The 18,662-nt window shown below is 65.0% G+C and carries 21 protein-coding genes; 4 read left to right on the top strand and 17 right to left on the bottom strand.

All coding sequences use genetic code 11. The features are described from left to right. Positions 1-61: 61 nt before the first annotated feature. The 5 genes from frdD to NK214_RS16295 are packed head-to-tail and all read right to left on the bottom strand — an operon-like array spanning position 62 to position 4,682. Positions 62-424 (bottom strand): fumarate reductase subunit FrdD, encoded by a 363-nt coding sequence (gene frdD, locus NK214_RS16315; protein ID WP_253314996.1) that lies wholly within the window; start codon positions 422-424, stop codon positions 62-64. Beyond that, complete coding sequence (locus NK214_RS16310) at positions 421-819, bottom strand: fumarate reductase subunit C (protein ID WP_235087548.1); 399 nt, start codon at positions 817-819, stop codon at positions 421-423. The genes frdD and NK214_RS16310 overlap by 4 nt, the downstream gene beginning before the upstream one ends. Continuing rightward, positions 816-1,562 (bottom strand): succinate dehydrogenase/fumarate reductase iron-sulfur subunit, encoded by a 747-nt coding sequence (locus tag NK214_RS16305; protein ID WP_107799874.1) that lies wholly within the window; start codon positions 1,560-1,562, stop codon positions 816-818. Before NK214_RS16305 ends, NK214_RS16310 begins: the two co-directional genes overlap by 4 nt. After that, entirely contained in the window at positions 1,559-3,343 is a 1,785-nt protein-coding gene (gene frdA, locus NK214_RS16300) for a fumarate reductase (quinol) flavoprotein subunit (protein WP_235087543.1), read from the bottom strand. Before frdA ends, NK214_RS16305 begins: the two co-directional genes overlap by 4 nt. 13 nt (positions 3,344-3,356) lie before the next feature. After that, positions 3,357-4,682 carry an anaerobic C4-dicarboxylate transporter gene (locus NK214_RS16295; RefSeq protein WP_107799876.1) on the bottom strand — a complete coding sequence of 442 codons (1,326 nt, stop codon included), beginning with the start codon at positions 4,680-4,682 and terminating at the stop codon, positions 3,357-3,359. Positions 4,683-4,977: 295 nt separating this feature from the next. Here NK214_RS16295 and NK214_RS16290 point away from each other — a divergent pair, with 295 nt between their 5' ends. After that, on the top strand, positions 4,978-6,441 hold the full coding sequence (locus NK214_RS16290; protein WP_253314995.1) for a hypothetical protein: 1,464 nt from the start codon (positions 4,978-4,980) through the stop codon (positions 6,439-6,441). Between the two features lie 223 nt (positions 6,442-6,664). On the opposite strand, the gene NK214_RS16285 is transcribed toward NK214_RS16290, so the two are convergent. The 3 genes from NK214_RS16285 to NK214_RS16275 all read right to left on the bottom strand — a co-directional run bounded on the left by NK214_RS16285 (position 6,665) and on the right by NK214_RS16275 (position 9,217). Next, a complete protein-coding gene (locus NK214_RS16285; RefSeq protein ID WP_107799878.1) occupies positions 6,665-7,990 on the bottom strand; it encodes a PAS domain-containing methyl-accepting chemotaxis protein in 1,326 nt (441 codons plus the stop codon). A 187-nt stretch (positions 7,991-8,177) separates the two neighbouring features. Further along, positions 8,178-8,729, bottom strand: a complete 552-nt coding sequence (locus NK214_RS16280) for a GNAT family N-acetyltransferase (protein WP_107799879.1) — start codon at positions 8,727-8,729, stop codon at positions 8,178-8,180. A gap of 188 nt (positions 8,730-8,917) precedes the next feature. Beyond that, complete coding sequence (locus tag NK214_RS16275; RefSeq protein ID WP_107799880.1) at positions 8,918-9,217, bottom strand: hypothetical protein; 300 nt, start codon at positions 9,215-9,217, stop codon at positions 8,918-8,920. A gap of 441 nt (positions 9,218-9,658) precedes the next feature. Between NK214_RS16275 and NK214_RS16270 the strand changes: the two genes are divergently transcribed. The 3 genes from NK214_RS16270 to NK214_RS16260 all read left to right on the top strand — a co-directional run bounded on the left by NK214_RS16270 (position 9,659) and on the right by NK214_RS16260 (position 12,117). Then, positions 9,659-10,393: a hypothetical protein gene (locus NK214_RS16270; protein WP_107799881.1), complete on the top strand. Its 735-nt coding sequence runs from the start codon at positions 9,659-9,661 to the stop codon at positions 10,391-10,393. A gap of 15 nt (positions 10,394-10,408) precedes the next feature. Further along, positions 10,409-11,587: an MFS transporter gene (locus NK214_RS16265; RefSeq protein ID WP_227104198.1), complete on the top strand. Its 1,179-nt coding sequence runs from the start codon at positions 10,409-10,411 to the stop codon at positions 11,585-11,587. Positions 11,588-11,709: 122 nt separating this feature from the next. Beyond that, positions 11,710-12,117 (top strand): VOC family protein, encoded by a 408-nt coding sequence (locus NK214_RS16260; protein ID WP_107799882.1) that lies wholly within the window; start codon positions 11,710-11,712, stop codon positions 12,115-12,117. Positions 12,118-12,624: 507 nt separating this feature from the next. On the opposite strand, the gene NK214_RS16255 is transcribed toward NK214_RS16260, so the two are convergent. The 9 genes from NK214_RS16255 to NK214_RS16215 all read right to left on the bottom strand — a co-directional run. Next, on the bottom strand, positions 12,625-13,341 hold the full coding sequence (locus tag NK214_RS16255) for a glucosaminidase domain-containing protein (RefSeq protein WP_235087539.1): 717 nt from the start codon (positions 13,339-13,341) through the stop codon (positions 12,625-12,627). Beyond that, positions 13,322-13,747, bottom strand: coding sequence for a flagellar export chaperone FlgN (flgN, locus tag NK214_RS16250; protein ID WP_107799884.1), 426 nt, complete (start codon positions 13,745-13,747; stop codon positions 13,322-13,324). Before flgN ends, NK214_RS16255 begins: the two co-directional genes overlap by 20 nt. Then, entirely contained in the window at positions 13,748-14,017 is a 270-nt protein-coding gene (flgM, locus tag NK214_RS16245; protein WP_048415766.1) for a flagellar biosynthesis anti-sigma factor FlgM, read from the bottom strand. Positions 14,018-14,119: 102 nt separating this feature from the next. Continuing rightward, positions 14,120-14,812 carry a Crp/Fnr family transcriptional regulator gene (locus tag NK214_RS16240; protein ID WP_107799885.1) on the bottom strand — a complete coding sequence of 231 codons (693 nt, stop codon included), beginning with the start codon at positions 14,810-14,812 and terminating at the stop codon, positions 14,120-14,122. Between the two features lie 223 nt (positions 14,813-15,035). Next, complete coding sequence (locus NK214_RS16235) at positions 15,036-16,019, bottom strand: flagellar motor protein MotB (protein WP_253314994.1); 984 nt, start codon at positions 16,017-16,019, stop codon at positions 15,036-15,038. 13 nt (positions 16,020-16,032) lie between these two features. After that, complete coding sequence (gene motA, locus NK214_RS16230; protein ID WP_107799887.1) at positions 16,033-16,899, bottom strand: flagellar motor stator protein MotA; 867 nt, start codon at positions 16,897-16,899, stop codon at positions 16,033-16,035. Positions 16,900-16,916: 17 nt separating this feature from the next. Then, complete coding sequence (locus NK214_RS16225) at positions 16,917-17,609, bottom strand: RNA polymerase sigma factor FliA (protein WP_107799888.1); 693 nt, start codon at positions 17,607-17,609, stop codon at positions 16,917-16,919. Positions 17,610-17,615: 6 nt separating this feature from the next. Beyond that, complete coding sequence (gene fliL, locus NK214_RS16220) at positions 17,616-18,059, bottom strand: flagellar basal body-associated protein FliL (protein ID WP_107799889.1); 444 nt, start codon at positions 18,057-18,059, stop codon at positions 17,616-17,618. A 17-nt stretch (positions 18,060-18,076) separates the two neighbouring features. Beyond that, positions 18,077-18,662, bottom strand: a 586-nt coding sequence (locus tag NK214_RS16215; protein WP_253314993.1) for a flagellar hook-length control protein FliK, incomplete at its 5' end; no start/stop codon positions are given.

Genomic DNA, 18,662 nt, shown 5'->3' with positions numbered 1-18,662 from the left:
GAAAGGACGGCGCCGCAAAGCGCCGTCCTAGCCTATCGTGTCACTCCCGGCCACAAGCCGTTCAGAAGCCCACCGCCAGCAACAACCCCGCCGCCAGCGTGCCCAGCGCCGCCACCCCATAGGTGCAGGCCTTGGCCAGCGGCCCGCCGCGGACGCCGACATCGTGCAGGCTGTGGTAGATGCGGTGCGCCGCGTGCCACAACAGCAGGGCGATCAGGCCGAACAGCAGCGCCTTGCCGATCAGGCTTTGCGCCAGCGCCTGCAGCGTGGCGTAATCGGCGGCGCCGTCCGGCAGCCAGCCCAGCGGCCCGGCGATGCCGGTGATGAACACCAGCATGGGGCCGAACAAGGCGGCCAGCATGCCGCCCGCGCCGAACAAGCCCCAGAAAATGGGCGCGTGAGAGCGTTTCAGTTCCGGTTTCATGCCGTCATCCCCCATACCAGCATCAAGAGCGCGGCGCTGCACACCGCGGCGGCGGCCAAGCCGCCGGCGGTGATGGCCAGCGCGGACACCCGCCGCCCGGCCAGCGTCAGCGGCGGCAATGTGCGCGGCATGATCTTGAACCAGGTGTAGCTGTGGTAGGCGATCATGGCCAGCGCCGCCGCGTGCAGCAGCAAGGCCGGCGCGCTTTGCAAGGCGGCGATGAAACCGTTCCAGGCCGCCTCCCCCTGGCTCAGCCGCCACAGCCCGCACAGCAGGGTCAGCGCGTAGCCGGCGACGAACAGCGCCGTGCCTTCGTGCACCATGTACTCGATGAAGTAAGGGTTCTTGCGCCACCAGCCCTCCATTGGCCGGACATACGGTTTGCGCTTGCTCATTTGCACGTCCCCTTGGGCCGGGCGAAGCGCAGGAAGTAATCCCTGGCCACCGCCGTCTTGTTGAGGTTGACCGCATTGGCCGGGTCCACCATTTTGGGGCAGACCTCGGAGCAGTAGCCCACCGCGGTGCAGTTGAACACGCCTTCCTGCGCGGCCAGCAGCTCCATCCGCTCTTCGGCCGCGCTGTCGCGCGTGTCCATATTGTAGCGGTGCAGCAGCGCGATGGCGCCGGGCCCCAGGAACGTGTCGTCCAGGCCGTACTGCGGGCAGGCGGCGTAGCACAGCAGGCAGTTGATGCAGCTGCTGAACTGGGCGTACCAGTCCATCTGCGCCGGGGTTTGCAGGGTTTCGCCCTCGGACAAGGGCTTGTCTTCCTTGGGCACGATATAGGGCTGGATGCTTTCCAGCTTGGCGATGAAGTCGTCCAGCACCACCACCAGATCGCGTTCTATCGGGAAGTGATTCAGCGCCTCGATGCGCACCACGCCGGGGTAATCGCGCAGGAAGGTCTTGCAGGCCAGCTTGGGCACGCCGTCCACCATCATGCCGCAGCTGCCGCAAATCGCCTGCCGACAGGACCAGCGGAAAGCCAGGCCGCCGTCCAGATAATCGCGGATGTATTGCAGCGCCTGCAGCACCGACATGTCGTCGCGGTACGGCACTTCAAAGCTTTGCAGCCACGGCTCGCTGTCCTGCTCCGGACGGTAGCGCATCACGGCTATGGTCTTGGTCTGTTCGCTCATGCCTTGCCCTCCTTGGCCGCGGCTTCCGCCGCCAGTCCGGCCGCGCCGTAGGCGCGCACCGCCGGCTGCGATTTGGTGATCTTCACCGCGCCGTAATCTATGCGCGGCGCGTCCGCGCCCTGGTAGACGGCGAGGCTGTGTTTGAGGAAGTTGGCGTCGTCGCGCTGCTCGCAGCCGTCCAGCCGCTGATGGGCGCCGCGCGATTCGCGGCGTTGCAGCGCGGAATGCGCCATCGCCTCGGCCACGTCCAGCTGGTAGCCCAGCTCGATGGCCAGCAGCCAGTCGCTGTTCCAGACGCTGGATTTGTCTTCCACATGCACATTGCGGAAGCGCTGCTTCAGTTCCGCCAGCTTGTCGCAGGTGGCCTGCATCGAGGCTTCCAAGCGGTAGATGCCGCAGCCGGCTTCCATGGTTTCCGCCATTTCGCGGCGCAGTTCGGCGATGCGTTCGCCGCCTTCGCGCGCGCGCAGCGCGTGCAGGCGCGCCTCGGCGGCCTCGGCCTGCTGTTGCAGCGCCTCGCGCCGCGCCGGACGGCGCGATCGCGCGCAGCGGGCGGCTTCTTCGCCGGCCACTTTGCCGAACACCGACAGTTCCGCCAGCGAGTTGGAGCCCAGGCGGTTGGCGCCGTGGATGCCGACGCTGGAGCATTCGCCGGCGGCGAACAGGCCGGGCATGGGCGCGGCGCAGCGGCCGTCCACCAGGATGCCGCCCATGGTGTAGTGCACCGCCGGCCGCACCGGAATCGGCGCCTTGGCCGGGTCTATGCCCAGGAATTCCTCGGCCAGCTCGCAGATTTGCGGCAGCCGTTCGCGCAGCTTGGCGTGGCCCAGATGGCGCAGGTCCAGGTACACCGCGGAGCCCCATGGGCCTTCCACGGTGCGGCCCTGTTGCTGCTCGTACCAGAAGGCCTGGCTCAGCCGGTCGCGCGGACCCAGTTCCATGAATTTATTGCGCGGCTTGTCCTCGGCCGGGCCCAGGCCGTAATCCTGCAGATAGCGGTAGCCGTCCTTGTTGACCAGCAGGCCGCCTTCGCCGCGGCAGGCCTCGGTGAACAACAGGCCGGTGCCGGGCATGCAGGTGGGGTGATATTGGACGAACTCCATATCGCGCAGCGGCACGCCGTGACGGTAAGCCAGGGCCATGCCGTCGCCGGTGACGATGCCGCCGTTGGTGTTTTCGCGGAACACCCGGCCGGCGCCGCCGGTGGCCATCACCACCGCGCCGGCCTCGATCAACAAGCTGTCGCCGCTGGCGATGTCTATCGCCAGCACGCCGCGCGCCTCGCCGTCTTCCACGATCAGATCCGCGCAGAAGTATTCGTCGAAACGACGAATGGACGGGAAGCGGATCGAGGTCTGGAACAGGGTATGCAGCATGTGGAAGCCGGTCTTGTCGGCGGCGAACCAGGTGCGTTCAATCTTCATGCCGCCAAAGGCGCGCACATTGACGCTGCCGTCCTCCTTGCGGCTCCACGGGCAGCCCCAGCGTTCCAGCTGCACCATTTCCTCCGGGCACTGGCTAACGAAATATTCCACCACGTCCTGCTCGCACAGCCAGTCGCCGCCAGACACGGTGTCGTTGAAATGGGCGTCAAAGCTGTCGTGCGCCTGCTTGACCCCGGCGGAGCCGCCCTCGGCCGCCACGGTGTGGCTGCGCATCGGGTAGACCTTGGACACCAGCGCGATGCGCAAGGCCGGGTCCGCCTGGGCGGCGGCGATGGCGGCGCGCAAGCCCGCGCCCCCCGCTCCCACGATCACGATGTCTGCTTGGTAAGTTTCCACAAGCTTTCCTCACTTAGAAGTACAAATGCGTCAATCCGTACGCCGCCAGCGTGGACACCCCCACCCCTATCAGCCCCGGCATCATGAAGCTGTGGTTGAGCAGGTATTTGCCGATGCGGGTGGTGCCGCTGCGGTCCATATTGATGGCCGCCAGGTCGCTGGGATAAAAGGCGAAGAAGAAATAGGCGTAGCAAGAGGGCATGATGGCCAGCAGCTGGTGCGGGCTCAGGCCCAGGGCCAGGCCGAAGGGCACCATGATGGTGAGCGTGGCGGCCTGGCTCTTGACGAAGGCGGACACGGCGAACATCGCCAGCGCGAAGGTCCACGGCGCGTAGGCCACCATGGCCTTGATATTGGCCACCAGCAGCGGCTCGTTGGCCTTGACGAAGGTGTCGCTCATCCAGGCGATGCCGAAGATGGACACCACGGCGATCATGCCGGCGGTGAACACCTCGGAACGGGCGATCACCGCGGCCTTGGCGTTGGAACGGAACAGGATGAAGGCGCCGAAGGCCAGCATCACGAACTGCACCACCGTGGTCATCGGCACCGGCTTGCCCTGGCTGACCGGCAGCCATTGCGGAAACAAGGCCAGCAGCACGATGACGAGGATGCCGGAGAAGAACAGCGCCACCGATTGCCGCGCCGCCGCCGGCAGGGTCTTGTCCAGGGTGGTGACGGATTTTTCCACCGAGGCGCGGAAGTCCGGGTCTTGCATCCGGGCCAGGAATTCCGGATCGCGGTCCAGTTCCACGCCGCGGCGCAGGCTCCAGCAGGCGGCGGCCAGCACGCCCAGCAGGCCGGACGGCGCGGTCACCATCAGGATTTGCCACAGGGTCAGCGGCTGGCCGCTGTGGGCGGTCATCGCCAGCAGCGAGGTCACCGCCGCCGCCGCCGGGCTGGCGGTGATGCCCATTTGCGAGGCCACGCTGGCCATGGCCATCGGCCGTTCCGGGCGGATGCGGGTTTTCAGAGAAACGTCGGCGATCACCGGCAGCAGCGAATACACCGCATGGCCGGTGCCCACGCACATGGTGAGCAGGAAGGTGGACAGCGGTGCCAGGAAGGTGATTTGCTGCGGATGGCGGCGCATCAGCCGCTCCGCCTGCTGCACCAGGAAGTCCAGGCCGCCGGCCACTTGCAGCGTGGCCGAGGCGGTGACCACCGCCAGGATGATCAGCATCACGGTGATGGGCGGCTCCGCCGGCGCCACGCGGAACACGAAGCACAGCACCGCCACGCCCAGCCCGCCTATCATGCCCAGGGCCACGCCGCCGCGGCGTATGCCCATCAGTATCGCCGTCAGCAGCAGCGCGAATTGTATCCAGAAAACCCACATGATCTTGTCCCTATTAGCCATTGTTTTTCGCTGTTATAGGGGATTAACAGCATCGGCTAATAGACCTTGATCAAGTCCGGATCATAACGATTTCAAAACAGACCATTGGCATTGAAAACCAACTATTTTCAAGCCCTCCAGCCTGCTCCACTGACCTTAATAACGGCTAACCATGATATTCCGTATGGCTATAACTGGGCAGCATGCGGCTTGCGCATGCCCAATTGACGCCAATACCAGGGCAGAGGCCCGCGGCCTTCCCGCCCAGTTGAAGACCCCGTTTGGAGATCTTGTGATGAAACGCCATGAATTGTCCCTGCTCGCCGGCCTGCTGCTGACAGGCTACGCCGCCGCGCAGCCGGTGCCGCTGCCCAATCCCGGCATCCCCGGCTACCAGTTCCCGGAACCGGAATCCACGCTGATGCAGTGGATCAATCAGCCCAGCGCCGCCCATGCCCGCAATATCCACCGCCACGGCTGGGGCATGTGGGCCGCGCTGACCATGCCCAGCGGCCAGACCGAATACGGGCTCGCCAACGCGCCGGTCTATCTGACCTGGCTGACGCCGAACGAGGTGGCCGCCCTGCCCGCGGACGCGGCCGCCAACGTGACGTCGGCCTTGGCGGCGGCTCCGCGCCAGATGCGGCTGCGCGTGCCGCGCCAGTTCATGCGCATTCCCGGCTTCATGGAAAAGCTGCAGGCGCGACTGGCGGCGCTGAGCCAAAGCCAGGACCAATCCGCCCGCGGCGTGCGCGACACCTCCTCGTTTGAAATGGTGGGCTACGATCCGAGCGCCGCCGCCTTCGCCAGCAAGAACCAGCTGTTTTCCAAGGCGGCGCTGAACAAGCTCTACCAGGCCGGCAACGCGTCGATTCCGGCCTTCCCAAGCACCGCCGTCACCATCAAGCCGGTATACAAGCTGGTCAACAAGGCCAATATGATTCCGGGCACCTCCTTGTATGTGATGCCGGCCTGGCCCGGCACGCCCAAGCCGACGCCGGCGATGCAAAGCGGCGGCTTTCCGGAGGAGGCCTGGCCCGGCTGCGTCTACATCGACGCCAAGAACCCGGGCCGCTCCGCGGCTCAGAGCGTGGATGCTTCCTGTAGCAGCCCCAGCGCCGCCAATACCTTCGGCCTGGGCGACTTCATCCGCATCCCGATCACCGCCGCCAACGCCGCCCTGTTTTCCAGCCTGGCGCAAAACCAGTTGAAACAGCCGGTGGAACCCGGCGACACCCTGATCCTGATGGCGATGCACGTCACCTCGCGCGAGATGACGGAATGGACCTGGCAAACCTTCTTCTGGACCCCGGCCCCGGCCAAGCCGCCGCTGCCCAGCTCCGTCGCCGTGGCCCAGGCGCGTCCGGCGCAACTGCCCTGGCCGGCGGCGCATTACGCGATGTCCATCGGCTACCAGATGGTGGCGCCCAACCAGCCAGTGAACGGCGGCAAGAGCGTCGGCTCGCCGGTCACGGTGTACAACCCCTACTTGGAGGCCAGCTTCGGCAGCAGCGTCTTCCAGCCCCCGCCGCCGGTGAACGTGGGCATTTACAACTCCAAGACCAAGACCACCTTCAAGGGCACCCTGGGCATACAGAGCAATTGCATGACCTGCCACTCCGGCGCCTCGGTGAAGATGGACAGCACGGTCAAGCCGATAGGCTACGCCACCAATTTCTACATCCCGCGCAATGCGCCCATGTTCAAGGGCAATCTGCAAACCGACTTCCTGTGGTCCATCGCGGACGACGCGGAATAAGCGGCATGGCCTGAAGACGAACGCCCATCCTCCGGACGGGGGATGGGCGCAGGGCGCGGCGCGCGGTTTCGAGCAGGTTTTTAGAAGCTGTTCAAAGCCTCGCGAGCTAAGACGAGGCAAGGCGAAAACAGCTGAGAAAGCGGAATGTACACGTAGTACATGAGCGCTTCGAAGCCGTTTTCAACGCCGCATCGACGACGCGCAGCAGACATTGAATAGGTTCTTAAGGCGTTTTCTGCGCCTGCACCGCCGAAAAATGGCTAACCACCTCGCTCAGCTGGGCGGTGCTGCTGCGGATCTGGTCGATGGAGGTGCTGGCCACGCCGGCGTGCTCCTCGCCCATTCGCGCCTTGACCTGCATCTCATGGATGCTCTCGCTGGCGGACGAGGTGCCGTTGCGGATGTCGTCTATCATGCCGGCCACTTCCTTGGTGGAGGCGTTGGTGCGCTCGGCCAGCTTGCGCACCTCGTCCGCCACCACCGCGAAGCCGCGGCCCTGTTCACCGGCCCGCGCCGCCTCGATCGCCGCGTTCAGCGCCAAGAGATTGGTTTGATCGGCGATCTCGTGAATGGTGTTGACGATGGAGGTGATGCGCAGGGTTTTGGAGTCCAGGTCCTCGATGATCTTGACCGAACGCTCGGCGCTGTCCGCGATCAGGCTCATCTCGCCTATGGTGTCCTTGATCACCGCCAGGCCGTCCGACGAGGCCGCGTCGGACGCGGCGGACAAGCGGTGCGCCTCCTTCACCAGATGCAGGTCGTGCTGCGCCGCTTCTTCTTCCTCGGTGATGTCCAGCGCGAACTTGATCACTTTGTAGACCTCGCCCTCGTCGTTGACGATGGGGTTGTAGCTGGCCTCCAGCCAGATGGGCCGGCCCTGCTTGTCGCGGCGCTCGAACTTGCCGGCGATGAAGGTGCCCTGGTTCAGCCGCTGCCACAGCTCGGCGTAGGCCGGGCTGTGCACATAATCGGGAGAACAGAAGATCCGGTGATGCTGGCCGATGATTTCCTGCTCGGTGTAGCCCACCGTGCTCAGGAAGTTGCCGTTGGCGCGCAGCACAATGCCGTCGATGGAGAATTCGATCACCGCCATGGAGCGGCTGACCGCCTTCATGGTGTTGCGGGCCTCCAGCTCGGCTTGCACCGACTTGGTCACGTCCAGCGCGAACTTGACCACCGCCGTCACCTGGCCGGCTTCGTCGCGCACCGGATTGTAACTGGCCTCCAGCCACACGATCTCGCCGTCCTTGGTCACTCGCTTGAAGCGGTCGCTGACGAAATGCCCCTGCTTCAGCCGGCTCCAGAAGGTGGCGTACTCGGCGCTGCTCACGTAGTCGGCCGGACAAAACAGCCGGTGATGCTGGCCTATCACCTCGCTGGCGCGGTAGCCCATCACTTCTTCGAAATTGGCGTTGGCGGAACGCACCACGCCGTCCGGCGAAAACTCGATCACCGCCATCGAGCGGTCTATCGCCTGCAACACGCCCTGCTGTTTATGCAGCTCCGCCACCGTATCCCGCAATTTGCGTTTCAACGCCATATTGAACATGCAGCAACCTTTCCGCTCGAGTCATCGTCCTTGCCGTCAGCGCTCCTCTTCCACTCTTTATTTACAAAGCCGGCCATGCCAATGTCAAACCGTAAAAACACCTACCGCCCCCCGGTGGCCAAAATGCCGGGGCGCGCAAAAAAACAAGCCGCCTTGCGGCGGCGTGACCAGGGCGCTCGCGCGCCGCTCAAGCTTCAGCGTCCGGATCGGTGACCAGCCGCGAGAACATCTTGAAATTGCCCGGCTCGCCGCGCACCTGGCGATAGCCGCGCAGCAAACCCTCGTATTGAAAACCGCTGCCGCGCAGCAATTGCTCGGCGCGCCGGTTGCCGTCGCGCGCCACCGCCTGTACCCGGTACAAGCCGCAACCGACAAAGGCCCAGACCGTGACCGCCTTGCAGGCGGCCTGCCCCAGCCCGCGCCCCCAATAGGCCGGCGCCAGGTCGAAATCGATCTCCGCCTTGCGATCCTCCGGCCAGACGGCGTCGAAACCAACCGAACCGGCCAGATTCCCCGATTCGTCGTCCACAATGGCCAGCCGCAACGGCGCGCCCGGCTCGTCGGAGCGATAGGCCTGCACCAGCGGCGCCAGATCCGCCGCCGATTGCAGCTCCCAGCGCAGATGCTGCGCCACCTCGGGCAGGCGCAGATAGTCGTACCAGTCCGGAATATCCAGCATTTCCATGGGACGCAGGCTGAAACCCTGCAGATCGATAGACGGCGGGGTTATCACATTCATCACGAGCACCAGAATGAGGCGGCCGGCCCCCGCGCTTGCAAGCGAGTGGACCCGGCCGCGCTTTATTGTGTACAGCGGGAGACCGCACTCCATTCTAGAAGATAGCTCGCCAATAGAAAGCCTATCTAGGCCCGCTCAAGGTCTCGCGAACAAGAGCGGGACAAGGCGCAAACGGCTGAAGAAGCGGATCAGGCGGTCAAGGCCGGGCTGCCGGCCGGCGCGGCGGGCGCAGGCTGGGGGGCCTGGGCCTGCGCGTTGGCGGCCTGGATTTGCGGGCTATCGCCGGGGCTGAAGCTTTGCGTCACTTTGCCGGTCATCAGAATGCCCAGCACCACGATCACCGAATTGTCTATCGGCAAGGACGGCGAGCCTTTCTGGATCGAGGTGTAGGCCCAGACCAGCAGCACGCCCAGCGCCCACAGCAGGAAAGCCAGCCGCGTGGCGGAAAAGCTGCCGAAACCATCCTGCAAGAATTCAGAAACCTTCATCTTCCATCCTTTCCCGTTGAACCGGCGGGCAGGCCGCCTGCTATTTAGCGATATAGCGCCGCGGCCAAGGGCCGGCAAAACCGGAAAACACTTAGAACCCGTTCTAAAGCCTACTGCGCGTCAGCGATACCGCGTTGAAAACCCCTTCGAAATGCTCATATACCCTTGTACATTCCGCGCTCTTAGCTGTCTTCGCCTTGCCTCGCTCTCCTGGCGTGAAAGCTAGTCTTTAGGCCGGCGCCTTCTCCGCCGGGCTTGGCCATAATACGGAAGGATAAGCGCTCCGCCGCCGCAGAAGCATTCCGTCGCCTGTTTCAAGACGGCCGCCGCGGCGGCCATCCGCCTTCATGCCCGCTCCATATCAACAAGCCGCCGCGCCCATGGGCCGAGCGGCGGTCCGGCTCGCTCTTTGATTGACCCTAACTTGGAAGGAGTCTCGCCATGAGCCTAGACCAAGCCGTATTGGACAGCCCCGTTGTCGAAGACATCGACGCTCAGATCGAAAAAGTGCTGGCCATGATGTCCGCCCGGGACCTGCAGCAGCTGCAAGCCAAGCTGCGGCAGCTGTATCAATTGGAGTATTCCGAAACCGACGCGCATCCCTTCAATATCAAGACCATCATCAAGGGACGCGACATCCGCTTTGCGCGCGGGGTGTCCCCGGCTTCCCGCGCCTTCATGATTCTGCACAGCCTGGGACATTATTTTTTCATCTGCGCGGCCAGGCGCAAGAACATCGAGCGTTATGACTATATTTACGACCTGCGCGGGGTGCAGACGGCGCTGCACTATTACGAAACCGCCGGCCAGGGCAGCGGCCTGGATCAGCCGCCGCCGATGACGGAGCAGAAACGCAAGGACCGGGTGTCCTTCGAAGTGGGCGCCAACCGCTTTGCCGCCGATCTGCTGGCCGACATCGGCTTCGGCCAGGCGGCGGCGCTGATTCAGCGCTATCAGGTGGGCGACATCAACTACATCCTCGACGTGTCGCGCGGCGGCAAGGCCGCCATCGTGCCCAGCGATCACGACTATCTGCGCCGCTACATCTGCGCCGGCTTGTCCATAGACCCCGACGACGCTTACGATGACGGCGTCTACGATCCGGACGCCTACCGCCGGGACGGCATAGATTGGCAACATATCGAGGATATCCGGCTTGAGATCCATTTCTTCTGATTCTTCCGGCCGCGCATGGGCGGCATAAGCCGCCGCCAGCTGGCCGCCCTGTTCTGCTGCATGTTCATCATCGGATCGGCCGAAGTGGCGGCCGGCCCGATGATGGCCATGATGGGCCGCCATTTCGGCGTGCCCTCCAGCGCCATCGCCTATCTGCCCGCCGCTTACGGCCTGTGCTACGGCGTGTTCGCGCTGCTGGCCGGCCCGCTGTCCGACCGCTTTGGCCGCAGACCGCCCTTGCAGCTGGGCCTGCTCGGCTTCGCCCTGTGCTGCGCGCTGCTGCCCTCCGCCCCCGGCCTGAACGCGGCCGTCGCGCTGTCCGCGCTGAGCGGGCTGTGCGCGGCGGTGATCCAGCCCAATGCGCTGGCGCTGGTGGCGGACCTGGCCCCGCGCGCCCAGCTGGGCCAAAGGCTGGGCCAGGTCTTCATCGGGCTGATGCTGGCCTTCGTGCTGACGCCGGCGCTGGCCGGACGGCTGGCGGACACCGCCGGCTGGCAGGCCAGTTATTACGCGCTGGCGGCGGCCGGCCTGCTGGCCTGGGCCGCGGTGCGGCGCTGGTTCCGCGCCGACGGCGGCCGCCTGACGGCGGGCGGCGGCTTCCTGGCCACCCTGGCCGGCGCCTGGCGCACGCCCGGCGCGCGGCGCCGGCTATGCGTCAGCTATCTGTGGCTGGGTTGGGTCGCCGGCTTCGGCGCGGTGGTGGCCGAGGTGGCCGCGCGCAAGCTGGCGCTCAGCTCCACCGGCGGCGGCCTGCTGGCCGGCGGCTTGGGCCTGGTGGTCATCGCGGGCAATCTCTGCGGTCCGCCGTTGCAAAGGCGGCTGGGCGAGGCCGCCCTGCCGGCCGCGGCGCTGGCGGCGGCGCTGGGCATCCTGGCCTTCCTGCTGCCCCTGAGCGCGCTGTGGCAACTGGCGCTGGCCGGCTGTCTGTGGGCCTTCGGCTACGGCTGCGCCGGGCCCTTGCACCACGCCCGCTTGAGCACCCTGTCCGAACGCTATCGCGGCACCCTCAATTCCTATCACGCCAGCTTGTTGAACCTGGGCATTTTTTCCGCCGCCCTGTTGCTGGGCCTGAGCAGCGAGCCAAGACCGGTGGCCTGGTTCTGCGCCGCGGCCGGGCTGTTGACCCTGGCCGGCGCGCTCTTGCTGCTGCCCTTCGGGCCGGGCTTGCGGCCGGCGGACGCCAAACAGGCCTAAGAAGCTGTTCGAAGGCTATCGTTGGCATTAAGAAATACAATTCCGGCATCGGCTTGCAAATCCGCGCGTCGGACGCATCATGACAAATACAAAACAAAGTGCCATGCAACTAAGGAAACGTCATGATTGCCATTCGGGAGATCGACCATATCGTGCTGCGGGTCAGCGACCTGGCCAAGATGGAGCGCTTTTACCGCGAGGTGCTGGGCTGCACGGTGGAGCGCCGGCGAGAGGACTTGGGGCTGTTGCAGTTGCGCGCCGGGCATTCGCTGCTGGACCTGGTGCCGGTGGACGGCCCGCTGGGCCGGGCCGGCGGCCGCGCGCCGGCCGCGGAAGGCCGCAATCTGGATCACTTCTGTTTCCGCGTCGAGCCTTTCGACGAGGAGGCGATACGCGCCCACCTCGCAAGCCACGGCCTCAGCGCCGGGGAAACCGCCCAGCGCTACGGCGCCGAGGGCGACGGCCCCTCCTTGTACTTGCAGGACCCGGAGGGCAATGTCGTGGAGCTGAAAGGCCCGCCCTCCCCTTAGAAGCTGTTTACGATCTGCTGCGCTGCGGCGATACCATAGAACCTGTTCAATGCCTGCCGCGCTTCCTGACGGCGCGGCGAGCGCCGCTTCGGCCCTCTGAGCCGCCTCCGCGGCCGCAAGGCCTGAGCTCCAAAACCCCAAACCGCTGTTGAACCCGGCGTCGCCGCGCCCGTCGTGAGCGGCGTCTTTCGGCGCTAAGCGCCGGCTCACAGGCCGCTCCGGCAAACTGGGTCTGGCGGTTTTAAATATTACTGGTTTTGATTTTTTTATTTAGACATAAATACTCTAGTCTAAACCGCTTCGATAATAGGGGGTTTAATCCGCCCGCCCTAATCGCGTTAATTCAAACAACCGTTTGGAGCAAATGCCGAAATTCAAACTGGCATTGAATTGGTATTAAATATCGTCAATGACGCTTATTCGCCGCGCCGGCGGCCGCGCGCGGCGGATATAAAAAACCCCTGAAGCGGACAGCGCCTTCAGGGCTTGTGTCGCGTGAGTCCGCGTTCAAGGCTGTCTGCGAGCCTGAATGCCCGCCGCCACCTTTTGCAGCTTGTCCGCATAGCCCGGATCGGTGGCGTAGCCGCCCTGCGCCAGCGCCTGAGCGAAGGCCTGGGCGTTACCGCCCACGCCCAGCGCGCCGCGATAACGCGGATTGCCGGCCAGCAGCTGCGCGTAATCGGCGAAGGCGTCTTGCAGGCCGGAGTAGGCGCGGAAGCTTTCCGTCCGCTTCACGTCGCGGCCGTCCACATGCTCGGTGGTCAAGGCGCGGCTGACTTCGCCCTGCCAGCCCTTGCCAGCCTTGATGCCGAACAGATTGTGGTTGCTGCCGCCGTCGGCGCGGGTCAGCGGACGCTGGCCCCAGCCGGACTCCAGCGCCGCGTGAGCGGCCACCAGTTCCGGCGCCACGCCCAATTTGGCGGCGGCCTGTTGCGCGTAGGGCGCGATGCTGTCGAGAAAGGCTTGCTGGTCCGCGCCGTAGGGCATGCTGCCGCCCAGGGTGGCGTCCTGGACGCGCTGACGCGCCCAAGCGCCTTCCGGCGACAGGCTGGACCAGCTCTCCGAGCCGTTTTCGATGAAGTCGCGCACTTCGCTGCGCAGCTGACCGCTCCATTGGTCGGCGAAACGCTCGCCGTCCCCGCCGCCCTGGCCGATCAACGGCAAGGCGACGGCGTCGGCGCCGAAGTCCGGCCCGGCGCCGATGTCATTGCGCACAGTAAACATCGCTGTCTCCATTCAGCACGCGGTTCATCAGGTCCTGCTGCTGTTGCAGCAGCTGGCCATTGCGCAGGTTCAGGGTCTGGCACAAACGGATCTGCTCCACCAGCGCGTTCCAGCGCTGGCGGCAGGCTTGTTCCGCAGCGGCGGGCAAAAGCTTGAGCACCGCGTCCATCGAGGCGGCGCGGCCGCGGCCCAGCAATTGGCCGGCCAGTTGCAGGCGCTGGTCGCGGCTGGCCTGCAAGGCGTCGCATTGGGCGACGATGTCGGCCCCCAGCTGCCGCAGCTCGTCGGCCTGATGCGCCAGCGCGGCGGCGAACTGCTGTTCCAGCAGTTGCTCCAAGCGGCCGTAGCCTTGCAGATCCTGCTGCACGGTGGCCAGCAGTTGTTTGAAGGCTTGCTCGCGATTCATTCAGCGGCTCCGGTGGTATTGCTCCACCAGATCGGCCAGGCGGGCGGCGTCGAAGCGCACTTCGCCGCGCGCCAAGGCGGCGCGCACTTCTTCCACCCGCTTCATGTCGATGTCCGGCAGCGCGCGCAGTTCCGCCACCGCCGGCGCCATGTCCTGGCTCGCGGCGGGCGCGGCGACGGCGGCGGGCGCGCGGGCCGGCGTTTCCGCGGCGGCGCTCTGGCCGCCGACCGCCAGTTCGCGGCGTTGCGACGAGGTCGAATTGATTTGCATAGTTTGGAATCCGTCTGGTTAGGCTGTGCGAGCGGCGCGGCCGCTCGGAGCGGGCCCTGCGGCCCGCCCTTACCCTTTCAAGGCGACAGTCTGAAAAAAAACTTAAAAATTTACCGGTAACATTTTCAGAACGACAATGCGCCGGTTTTCCAGACGGATATAGCGGCCGAACACCAGCTCCTTCAGGATGCGCGCCACCATCTCGCGGGAGGAGCCGATCTGGTCGGCGATTTCCTGCTGGGTCAGCTGCTTTTTCAGCACCATTTCCTCGCCGTCCTGCTCTTCCAGCATTTGATTGATCAGGATGCGCACGCGGCCGTACACGTCCATCAGCGCCAGGTTCTTGGCCTTGGTGGACATGCGGCGCACCACTTGCACCAGATGGCACATGATGCGGGTGCGGGCCTCCGGGCTGTGCGGCAGGCCGTCTTCGGTATCGAACAACTGCATCAGGCTGTCGCGGCTGAACACCAGCAGGTGGCTGTCCTCGTCCGCCGCGCAATTGGAGCTGCGCTCGCCGCTGTCGATGAAGCCGACCATGCCGATCAGCTCCCCGGAAGCGCAGATTTGCAGAATGTATTTCTTGCTGAGTCCATCCGAAACAAAGACTTGCATGCAACCGCTGGCCAGCAGATAGACCTCGTTGGCGCTATCGCCCTCGTTGTACAGCACCTCGCCCTTGTTCAGGCGGCGGCTTTCGGCCAGTTCCAGCGCTTTGTCCAGTTTGTCGTTGTCCAGATGTCCGAACAGATGTGTGCCTCTTAACAAGGCTTTGATATTGTGGTTTTCATTCATGACCACGTCGTCCCCGATAGTCTTGCGATTGAATCGACTTTCCCGCAGATGTTTGCCGCCTTTTGGCGTCTTTTTTTGTCAACATCATCCGAGTCTTTCGCTCGGATTTTTATTAATCAGGTGCGGATTATAATATTAGCGGTTAACAAAAGTGTGAAAAAACACACATAAAAAAAGCCTGAAACGAATCAGGCTTTTGTTTTGAACCCAAAAAAATAAAAGTTCAGCGGGGAGTTAGGCCATCTTGCAGCGCGCTATCCAGATCGGATTTCTGTAGTGGCGAACTTACAACACTGGTCTCGCGATTGCCGCTCTGCCCCGGCGGTCCGAACATGGCCACCACCGCCTGCGCCTGCTTGCTGGTCATCACCAAGAGCTCGATGCGGCGGTTGTAGGCGGCCAGCGGGTGCTCGGCGTCCAGCGGCGCCCGGTCCGCCATGCCCACCACTTGCAAAATGCCGGCGGCGTTCATGCCGCCTTCCAGCAGATGCAGCCGCGCCGCCATCGCGCGGTTGCTGGACAGGCCCCAGTTCGAAAACGAACCGAAGCCGGCGGTCCGGTATTGCGCGGCGTCAGTGTGTCCGACAATCAGCAATTGATTGTCGATATGGCCGAACATCTCGCCCATATCGTGCAACAGCCGCTTGAAGCGCGGCTCGACGATGGCGCTGCCGCGCTCGAACATGCCCTGGTTGTCGGTGTCGTGCAGCATCACCCGCAAGCCGTAAGGCGTGACCACGGTCTGCAGATTGCTGGCCAGGCCGGCGTCGCGGCTCATCTTGGCCAGCAGGCCGGCCAGCTTTTCCAGATCCGCCACGCTGTCCAGGCTGCGCTGGCCCTGTCCGTCGAAGATTTTCTTGGCCACCTTGTTGCTCTCCTGCAGCAGGGAGTCGGCCTTGGTGGTGGTGGTGGGCTGGCCCGGAATCGGATCGCGCGGGATCAGGCTGCCCGGCGGGGTGCCGGTATGCTCGATGCTGCGCGAGCCGCCGGCCTTCAGCGGGCTGCCGCCGCCGGCGGTCAGCAATTGCTGCAGGTTTTCCTGGTCGCGCGCGGCCAGCACCCATAGCACCAGGAACAAGCACATCAGCGCCAGCACGAAGTCGGCGAACGCCACTTTCCACGCGCCGCCGTGTCCTTCGGAATCCTGACGACGCGACACCTTCTTGATCACCGCGGCTTCATGCTCGCGATTGGGTTTATTCGCCATGCCGGCCATCCGCTCAGTTCACGCCTTCCAGCGCGTTGATCCAGGTTTCCAGCTGGGAGAAGCTGGGCTTGGTGTTCAGCTGCACCAGGCGGCGGCCGGCGTCGATGGCCAGCAGCGGCGGCTTGCCGGACACATGGGTGGTCAACACCACTTTCACCGATTCGTAGTTGGACAGCTCCTGCTTGACCAGCTGGTGCATCATATTGGACAGCGGGTCCAGCACGCCGTAGCAGAAGAAGATGCCGATGAAGGTGCCCACCATGGCGGCGGCCACTTTCTCGCTGATCTCGCCGGCGGTGGCGCCCTGGCTGACGCTGTTCATCGCCATCACGATGCCCAGCACCGCGGCCAGAATGCCGAAGCCCGGCATCGCCTCGGCGATCTTGTGCAGCGATTTGGACGGCTGGTTCAATTCTTCGTGAATGGCGTCCAACTCCTGGTCCAGCACGCCCTCCAGTTCATGGGCGCTGATCTTGCCCATGGCCATCAGGCGGAAGTTGTCGACGATGAAGGCCAGCAGCTTGGGTTCTTCCAGCACCAGCGGGTAGCGGTTGAACAAGGCGCTCTGACGCGGGGCCTCCACGTGTTCGTCCAGCGCCTTCAGGCCCTGGCTGGCGGTGATCAGCAGTTCGTACATCAGCAGCAGCAGCTGGCGCTGAAATTCCGCGTCGTACTTCTTGCGCATGCCGACGCGCTTGATCTGGCCGCCCATTTCCGTCAGCACGTGCTGCGGGTTGCCCAGCACGATGGCGCCGACGGCGGCGCCGCAGATGATCAGCAGCTCCACCGGCTGCCAGATCACGGACAGGATGCCGCCATGCAGCATGAAGCCGCCAAAGACACAAACCAGCACGATCAGAATGCCGAATAATTGCTGCATGTTTTCTTTCCTCGGGCTCAGGCCGCTTGTAGGCAGGCCTGCATTTTTTTGAGAGCGCTCTTGTTGATCTGGCAGACGCGCGCTTCGGTCAGCGCCAGCACCGCCGCGATCTCCTTGAGACTCAGTTCAAATTCGTAATACAGCTGGATCACTTGCTGTTCGCGCGGGTTCAGCGCCTGCAAGGCCACGGTCAAGGCGCTTTTCAGCGCCAGCCGCTGTTCCGGATTGTCTTCCGCCGCCGGCTCCAGGCCCTGGGCCATCAGTTCGTCGAAGCTGGACAGCGCTTCCGCGTTGTCGGCCAGCAGCGCCTCCTGATAGGCCTCGGCGCTGAGGCCCAGCAGCTGCATCGCCTCGGCTTCGCTGGGTTCGCGCCCCAGCTTGCGGCTGAGCAGGCGCAGGCCGTCGCGCACGCGGTGGGCTTCCTGGCGCACCGAGCGCGGCCGCCAGTCCAGCCGGCGCAATTCGTCCAGGATGGCGCCGCGAATGCGCAAAATGGCGAAGCCGGCGAACTTGTCGTCCGGCTCGCCGTAGCGGCGCAGGCTTTCCAGCAAGGCCATCAGCCCCACCTGCTCCATGTCTTCGCGGTCGAACACGCCGCCGGCCTGAGACGACAGCTGGCGCGCCACCCGCTTGACCAGATGGGCGTACTGACGCAGCGCCTCGGCTTCGCCGCCGGCGCTGGCCGGGGCTTCGGCGTAACTGGCGTACATGGCGGCTTACTCGATGATCAATTTGCTGACCATCACCTCGCTGAACGGCGCGTCGCGTCGCTCGCGCAGAAAACCGCCGGCATAGGCCTTGGCCAGCAAGCGCTGGTAGTCGTCTATGCTCATCGTCAGCGCCTTGTCCGCCGGCAGCTCCGACAGCGCGCGCACGGCGATGCTCTTCAGGAAGGGCAGCTGGGACTTGACCTCGGCCTCCTGCTTTTCATTGCTGCGGAACACCAGGTCCACCGCCATGAAGCGGGTGGCGGATTCCCCGCCGCGCAGCATCACGATCACCTTGTCCATGCTGACGAAGCGCGCGTCCAGCGCCGCCGCCGGCTTGGGCGCTTCCGCGGCCTGCGGCGCGCGCGAACTCAGCCACCACCAGGCGCCGCCGCCTGCGGCCAGCGCCGTCACGATGGCCACGATCAAAATCACTACGATGTTTCGATTCATTCTTGTGCTTCCGCTGCTCAGCCCTGGCCCAGCCAGAAGCCTTGTCCATCACCCTGCCCCGCTTCCGCCAGCGCCCGTCCCGGCGCGCGTTGCGGCTGCTGTTGCCCCTGGCGTTCCTGACGCTGCTGGCCGCCCTGCCCCGGCGCGCCTTCGCGCACCTCCACCGCCACCTGGGTGTATTGGCGGTTGGACAGGTCCTGGCGCAGCGCGTCGCCGATGGCTTGCAACTGGCGCACCACTTCGCCGTGCGAGGCGGTCAGTTGCACTTGCAGCGCGCCGGCTTCGTGGCGGATGGAGATTTCCAGCGAGCCCAGCGAGGGCGGGTCCAGCCGGATCAGCGCGCGGTCCATGCCGTGGCTGCTTTGCACTTGCAGGCGCTCGCCCAGCGCGGCGCTGAGCTTGTCGCCCCATTTGGCCGCTTGTTCCGCGGGCAGCTTGATCGGCGCCCATTCCGGCAGCGGCGCGCCGGCCTTGTCCTGCGGCTGCGGCGCGATGGCGGCCAATAAGGGCGCGGCGGCTTGCGCCGGCGCCGGCGTTTCGCGGCCGGCCTGAGCCTCGCCGGCCGCGGCCGGCTTGGCCGGCAACGGCGCCAGGGTGTTGAGC

The organism is Chromobacterium sp. S0633 (genome assembly GCF_024158805.1).
Taxonomy (GTDB): domain Bacteria; phylum Pseudomonadota; class Gammaproteobacteria; order Burkholderiales; family Chromobacteriaceae; genus Chromobacterium.
Note: the sequence above shows the minus strand (reverse complement) of the source record. Positions and strands in the feature narration are given on the sequence as shown.